Raw genomic sequence first — 6,466 nt, forward strand, 5'->3', positions numbered from 1 at the left:
CACCGCGGGGGAGCGACGTGCCGACGGAGGCCGTGGCGATAGAGGTTGCCTGATCCGCACCTCGCTTCATGGCCCTGACCGACTGTTGGCCGGGGCCCCAAACAGCATCTGCATTGGGAGTTTCAGGAGGAGGAAACCAAATGACGAGGCAGAAAGACACAAGCAAATCGAAGGTCGCGATAGCCAGCCTGGTCGGCACGACCATCGAGTTCTACGATTTCTATATCTACGGCATCGCAGCTGCGTTGGTGTTCAAGACCATTTTCTTCCCGACGCTCGATCCCGTCACGGGCACGATCGCCGCTTTCGCGACATTTGCCGTGGGCTTCGTTTCCCGGCCGCTCGGCGCGATCGTATTCGGCCATTTCGGAGATCGGATCGGGCGCAAGGCGATGCTCGTCGCCTCGCTCCTGACCATGGGCATCGCCACTGTCCTGGTCGGCTTGCTACCAACCTATTCATCCATCGGCATCGCCGCACCGATAGCGCTTTGCCTGCTGCGCTTCGCGCAGGGGTTTGGCCTGGGCGGGGAATGGGGAGGCGCCGCCCTGCTGGCAACGGAATATGCGCCGAAGGGCAAACGCGGCATGTTCGGCGCCCTGCCCCAGCTTGGAAGCGCGCCGGGCTTCCTGCTCTCCAACGGAATCTTTTTGCTGCTCAGCATGACGCTTTCGGAAGAGCAGTTCCTAGGGTGGGGTTGGCGCATTCCTTTCCTTCTCAGCATCGTCCTGATCATGTTCGGCCTCTACGTTCGCCTCACCATTGCCGAGACGCCGGTATTCCAGAAGGTGCTCGAGCAGGAGAAGCAATCCAAGGCGCCAGTGATGGAGGTGATGAGGACGCATTTCCTCCAGGTCGTGCTCGGCGGCATGGCCACGGCCATTACCTATGTCCTGTTCTTCACGACAGGCACGTTCGGCCTGAGCTACGGCGTGGACGTTCTGGGCTTCAGCCGTTCTCACATGCTTTCCCTGACAATCGTCGCGGTCCTGGCCATGGCGGCATCCACATTGTACTGCGGGATGCTGAGCGACAGGTTCGGCCGCGCCCGGGTAATCGTCATCTCGGCAGTGATCGCGGCAGTCTGGGCGTTCTTCTTCTTCCCGCTTCTGGACACGAAGAACACGGTGGTCATCATGCTGGCGATGTCGGGCACGCTGGCGATCATGGGGGGAATCTATGGACCCATGGGCGCCTACCTGCCGGAACTGTTCACGGCAAATGTGCGCTATACGGGAGCGGCTCTTTCCTACAGCCTGGGCGGCATCTTCGGCGGCGCGCTCGCACCCATCATCGCGACCGACTTGGCCGCCAACTACGGATCTCATTCCATCGGCTGGTATATATCGGGCATGGCCCTTTTGAGCATCCTGTCGGTTTCCATCCTGCGCGGCCGGATGCCGAAGAGCTTCGAAGACACCAGCCATGACGGGGCGAAACCCGCCGCGACCGTTCCCGCAGCAGCTACCAGCATCCGGTAACTTCCACGGGGATTGCCACCCTGCCTCCCAGGCGAGCGCAACAGGCTCGCCTGGGAGCCTGGCGGAAAGCATGTCGCCGTTTACCGGCAAAGCCATTGCCGCTGCGTCATCTGACCAAGGGTCGAGACAGCATGGCAAACAGCCGGCAACTTACACGTGCGATGGCGGCCTCCGGTCTAGGCGAAATAGACACCGTCAAATGTGAACGTAGATATCTTCGCCTTCGAGCGTCACCGGAAAAGTCTTCGTCCGAACGCTTCTGTCCACCAGGAATTCGCCGCTACGTATGTCGAACTCCCAGCCGTGCCAGGCGCAGCGCACGAGTTCCCCGGCGCGCTCGTAGACGAATTCCCTCTCGTCGGTCTGCTTCGTGGTGCCGCAGACCGGGCCCTCGCAAAGCGCCGCACCCTTGTGCGGGCACACATTGAGAAGAGCATGATAGCCGTCGTCCAGCTTGAACAGACCGAGGGAAAGCCTCCCGAATGTAACGATCTTCGCGGCATCGGACGGAACTTCGGACGCTTTGCAGGCGAATTGCTTCTCTGCCATGTCGCTCTCCTTACTCGGCTGCAATCGCTGTAGGGCGCTTGATGCGAGCGTAGACCTCGAGCGCATTGAGGCCGAGGATCTTCTCGCGCCACGCCGGCGGAATGTGGAGCTTGGTCACATCGTCATAATCCCAATGCGGATAGTCCGATGCGAAGAGCAGCGTATTCTCGCCGTCCATCGCCTCGAGCGTAGCCCAGAGGTGCTGGACGTTGGCAGGCTGTTCCAGAGGCTGCGTGGACATGCGGATGTTCGACTTGAAATACTCCGAAGGCAGCCGCTTCAGCCAGGGCGTTTCCTTGCGCAGCGCCCGGTAATTTGAATCCATGCGCCAGAGAACGGACGGCACCCAGGCAACGCCGCATTCGATGATGACCACTTTCAGATCCGGCCATTTCTCGAACACGCCCTGAGCGATGAGCGAGGCCAGATGGGTCATTGCGGATTGCGGCAGGATCGCATGCGTTTCCCAGAAGAAGGTCGACGGGCCGGCGCCGATCGGTGTCGCGTTAAGGCCGCCCTGCCCGCCCAGATGCATGGCGAAGGGCAGGCCCATTTCCGCGCACGCTTCGAAGATCGGGTGATAGAAAGGATCACCATAGGGCCGCTGCGCGCCATGGCTCACCAGAACCTGGACGATACGCGGGTGGGAGCCGACGCGGCGGATTTCCTCCGCAGCCAGCTTCGGGTCTTGCGGTGCAACGACCAACGCCCCCCAGAAGCGGGCGTCCTTGGGAAGCCAGTAATCGATCAGGTAGTCGTTGTATGCTTTGCAAAGCGCGTTGGCGTAGTAAGGATTGGCGAGCGTCGATGCCTCGATGGGCTCGTCGCCGGTCAGGATCGCCGCGTCGATATTGTACTTGTCGAGGTGCTTCTCCTTCATGATGAGGTAGTTATCGTCTTCCTCGACCGGGTTGACGTCGTGGCGGGCGAATCCTTCCGGATGGAACCACGGGCGATGACCGTGGGGGAACGCACCGCGCGGCCCCGTCCTTTCGCCACGGACAAACATGTCCTTGAACACGCCCTCCATATAGGGTTCGAGCACGGTGGCGCTGCACCAGTAATTGTGACAGTCGGTATCGACGATAAACATCAGAGGCTCCAGCTTCGCAGGCCCGGTCGATCGGCCAGTTGCATCCAAGGCACAGGCTATTGACCGAAGTTCGATCGGGAAATATCAGTCATTCTTGATTATCGATCGAGATATGCGATTGAACCTATGAACATCGCCCTGCTGTTGACATTCCTGGACGTGATGGAGACGGGCAACTTCAAGCGGACGGCAGAGCGCATGAACATCATGCAATCCACGGTCAGCGCACGAATCCGCCAGTTGGAAGAAACCTTGGAGGCGAGGCTTTTCGAGCGAGGACGCGGCGGGGCCGAACCCACGCCTGCGGGGCGACGCTTCGAAGGGCATTGCCGAGCATTCCTGACGCTTTGGGGGCACGCGCGACGTGACCTCCACGCGAGTGCCTCAACCCGCAAGCGGCGTTTGCACATCTCTTGCCAATACAGTCTCGTCAGAGCCTATCTGATCGACTGGATCGACGGGCTTCGAAGCGACGAGGAGCTCGATCTCCATGTCGAGATCAATTTTTCGTCGCAGATCCAGCGCGACATCCTTTCAGGCGAGACCGACATCGGCATCATGTTCGCGCCCCAGCTTACACCGGACATCCAGATCGCCGGTCTCGGTGCGTCCGAGTTCATCATGGTCTCGACCGACCATGACCATCTGGCGCAAGTGGACGTCGACCGTTACGTCAAGGTCGCCTACACTAGCGCCTTCGAGCGGGCCCTCGATGACGTTCTTCCCGAGCTTGCTTTCCCAAGCATGGTCATCGGCAGCGACGATCTCGCCATCGAACTTCTCAAGCGATATGGAGGCACGCTCTATCTGCCCCGTTTCGCGTTCCCGAGCGCACAGGACAAAATCCCGCGCCTTCGGCTCGTCGACGATGCTCCGATCGTCCCGCAACCGGTATTCTCCGCGGTCCATATGCGCCGCCGTCGAGATCCGCTGGTGGTCTGGGCGCTCAAGCTCCTGAGGGAGCTCATCGAGCATCGATGATCGGATTTCCCGATTGAAACCGCATCTTCATCGAGTCACGGCAGATCGATAAACTTGATACGATTCGCGCACTCGTCGGAGGTGCGCGATGCTGATGAATTTTCCTTTTCGCTATTCCCTGTCGACCGCCAACCGGCAGCCCTGCTACCGGGGCGGCCCGGCCACGCTCGTCTGCAAGGCGGTAATGGAGGAAACGCACGACGCTAGGACATTCGTCTTCGAGGACAGGCAAAGCCGGACCTTCGACTTCAAGCCCGGCCAGTATGCGACCTTCAAATTCGAGATCGGCGGGAAGCTTTGTCCGCGCGCCTATTCGATCTGTTCCACGCCGACCCGGCCGCACAATATCCAGATCACGGTGAAGCGGGTGCCGGGCGGCGTGGTGTCGAACTGGCTCAACGACGAAATGCGGCCCGGCATGGAGGTCGAGATCGCCGATATCGGTGGCACCTTCAATTATCTCGACCTGCCATCGAGCAAGCCGCTTTTTCTTTCCGGCGGCTCGGGGGTAACTCCGGTCATCTCGATGCTTCAATACATCAACGATGTCGTGGATCCCACGGACGTCGTTTTCGTCTATTTTTCGCGGACACCCAGGGACATCATTTTCCGCGACCAACTCGAGTTCATCGCCAAGCGCTTCAAGAATGTGACGATACACCTGGTAGTTGGCGACGATAGCGAGGAGCCGCACTTCCCCGGCGCGAAGGGACATATCGGAGCGGCCTTGATGCAGTCGCTCGTCCCCGATCTGCAAGAACGGGAAATCTTCATGTGCGGGCCGGAAGGTTTCATGAAGGCGGCGCGCGAGATGGCCAGGCAGATATCGGTCACCGCGCTCCATGAAGAAAGTTTCGGCGAAAAGATCACGATCGACGATACGGGTGATCCCGGCGGTGAAGTCTATTTCGCACTGTCGGGCAAGCACGGCAAATGCGCGCCGGGCGAAACCCTGCTGGAAGCCGCATTGAATGTCGCGATCTGGATCGAAAGTTCCTGCCAGCAGGGCGTGTGCGGCAGTTGCAGGATCAGGATGACCCAAGGCGCGGTCGACATGAACGATCTGGGCGGCCTGTCCGACGAAGAGAAGGCGGGTGGCTATGTCCTGGCATGTTGCAGCCGGCCGAGGGGCGCGGTCTCAATCGAGGCCTGAACGACCCAGCACCTCTTTTCCGATGGGCGCACCTTGCCATCGCTGCCTCCAGTGCCATCGCCGGCACGGTCAGGATTTCGGCGAACTCCGAACCTGTTTCTCCTTTTCGGGCCGATGCTCCGGTTCAGAGCCGTATCCGCTCGCCACCCGGATCATAGGCGCAGCGCTCGACCAGTGCGGCGCGGCTGCGGCGTCCGAACGCCTCGACCTCGATCTCCTTCAGCGCCATGTCGTCGCCGCAAAGGTAGCCGAACACCAGCGACGCGCCTGCCGTATGGCCGAAATCGCCGCTCGTGGTCATGCCGATGAAGCGGCCCCCGGCCGCCATCGCTTCGCCGCCATAGACCGGCAGCGGCTCGTCGAGCCGGAAGCAGGCTAGTTTTCGCGAGAGACCCCGCTCCTTTTGCCCCGCGAGCACATCGCGGCCCAGGAAATCCCCCTTCTTCATCGACACGGCAAAGCCCAGGCCCGCCTCCAGCGGCGTGTCGTCCGGGGTGATGTCCGCGCCCCAGTAGAGATAGCGCTTTTCTATGCGCAGGCTGGATATCGCCTTGTAGCCGACATCGGCGATGCCGAATTCGGCGCCCGCCTCGCGCAGCACCTCGTAGACATAGGCCATGTATTCGCACGGGATATGCAGCTCCCAACCGAGTTCGCCGACATAAGTGACGCGCGCGGCCATCACCGGCGCCCAGCCGATGCGGATGTCGCAGCAGGCCATGTAGGGGAACGCCTCGTTGCCGACGTCGTTTTCGCTGACCTTTTCCAACACCTTTCGCGCCAGGGGACCGCACAGATTGATGACGCCATGCGCACTGGTGACGTCGCGCATGGTCACAGAGCCGTCGCGGGGCATGTGGTGGCGGATCCAGCCGCCGTCACGCGTACCGAAACCCGAGCCGGTAACGACATAGAACACATTCTCGCGCGGGCGCATGACGGTCAGGTCGGATTCGATGCCGCCGCGCTTGTTGAGCAGTTGCGTGTAGATGACCGAACCGATGCCGCGGTCGAGATTGGCTGCCGCCAGCCATTGCAGGTAGGCGAACGCGCCGGGACCCGAAATCTCGAATTTCGAGAAGGACGACTGGTCGACCAGCGCCACACCCTCGCGCACGGTCTTGTGCTCACGGCCGATGACTTCCACATAGGGCGCGCGCTCAAAGGTTTCCAGCGGGGGTTTCTGCTCGCCGGCCTGCAGAAAATAGT

The 6,466-nt window shown here is 61.0% G+C and carries 6 protein-coding genes; 3 read left to right on the forward strand and 3 right to left on the reverse strand.

All coding sequences use genetic code 11. The features are described 5' to 3' along the window. Positions 1-68: 68 nt before the first annotated feature. Entirely contained in the window at positions 69-1,481 is a 1,413-nt protein-coding gene (locus ACFOHJ_RS05155) for an MFS transporter (protein WP_378219183.1), read from the forward strand. 195 nt (positions 1,482-1,676) lie between these two features. Here ACFOHJ_RS05155 and ACFOHJ_RS05160 read toward each other — a convergent pair whose 3' ends face one another. Both ACFOHJ_RS05160 and ACFOHJ_RS05165 read right to left on the reverse strand, forming a co-directional pair. Beyond that, entirely contained in the window at positions 1,677-2,030 is a 354-nt protein-coding gene (locus ACFOHJ_RS05160; RefSeq protein WP_378219185.1) for a Rieske (2Fe-2S) protein, read from the reverse strand. Positions 2,031-2,040: 10 nt separating this feature from the next. Continuing rightward, entirely contained in the window at positions 2,041-3,123 is a 1,083-nt protein-coding gene (locus ACFOHJ_RS05165) for an amidohydrolase family protein (protein ID WP_378219186.1), read from the reverse strand. Between the two features lie 126 nt (positions 3,124-3,249). Between ACFOHJ_RS05165 and ACFOHJ_RS05170 the strand changes: the two genes are divergently transcribed. Both ACFOHJ_RS05170 and ACFOHJ_RS05175 read left to right on the forward strand, forming a co-directional pair. After that, positions 3,250-4,104: a LysR family transcriptional regulator gene (locus tag ACFOHJ_RS05170; protein WP_378219188.1), complete on the forward strand. Its 855-nt coding sequence runs from the start codon at positions 3,250-3,252 to the stop codon at positions 4,102-4,104. 94 nt (positions 4,105-4,198) lie between these two features. Continuing rightward, a complete protein-coding gene (locus ACFOHJ_RS05175; protein WP_378219190.1) occupies positions 4,199-5,257 on the forward strand; it encodes a 2Fe-2S iron-sulfur cluster-binding protein in 1,059 nt (352 codons plus the stop codon). Positions 5,258-5,381: 124 nt separating this feature from the next. On the opposite strand, the gene ACFOHJ_RS05180 is transcribed toward ACFOHJ_RS05175, so the two are convergent. Next, positions 5,382-6,466 (reverse strand): aminomethyltransferase family protein (locus tag ACFOHJ_RS05180; RefSeq protein ID WP_378219192.1); only part of this gene is annotated, 1,085 nt, incomplete at its 5' end.

Origin of the sequence: Aquamicrobium soli, from assembly GCF_042646345.1 — a bacterium.
GTDB classification, from domain to species: Bacteria; Pseudomonadota; Alphaproteobacteria; order Rhizobiales; family Rhizobiaceae; genus Mesorhizobium; species Mesorhizobium soli_A.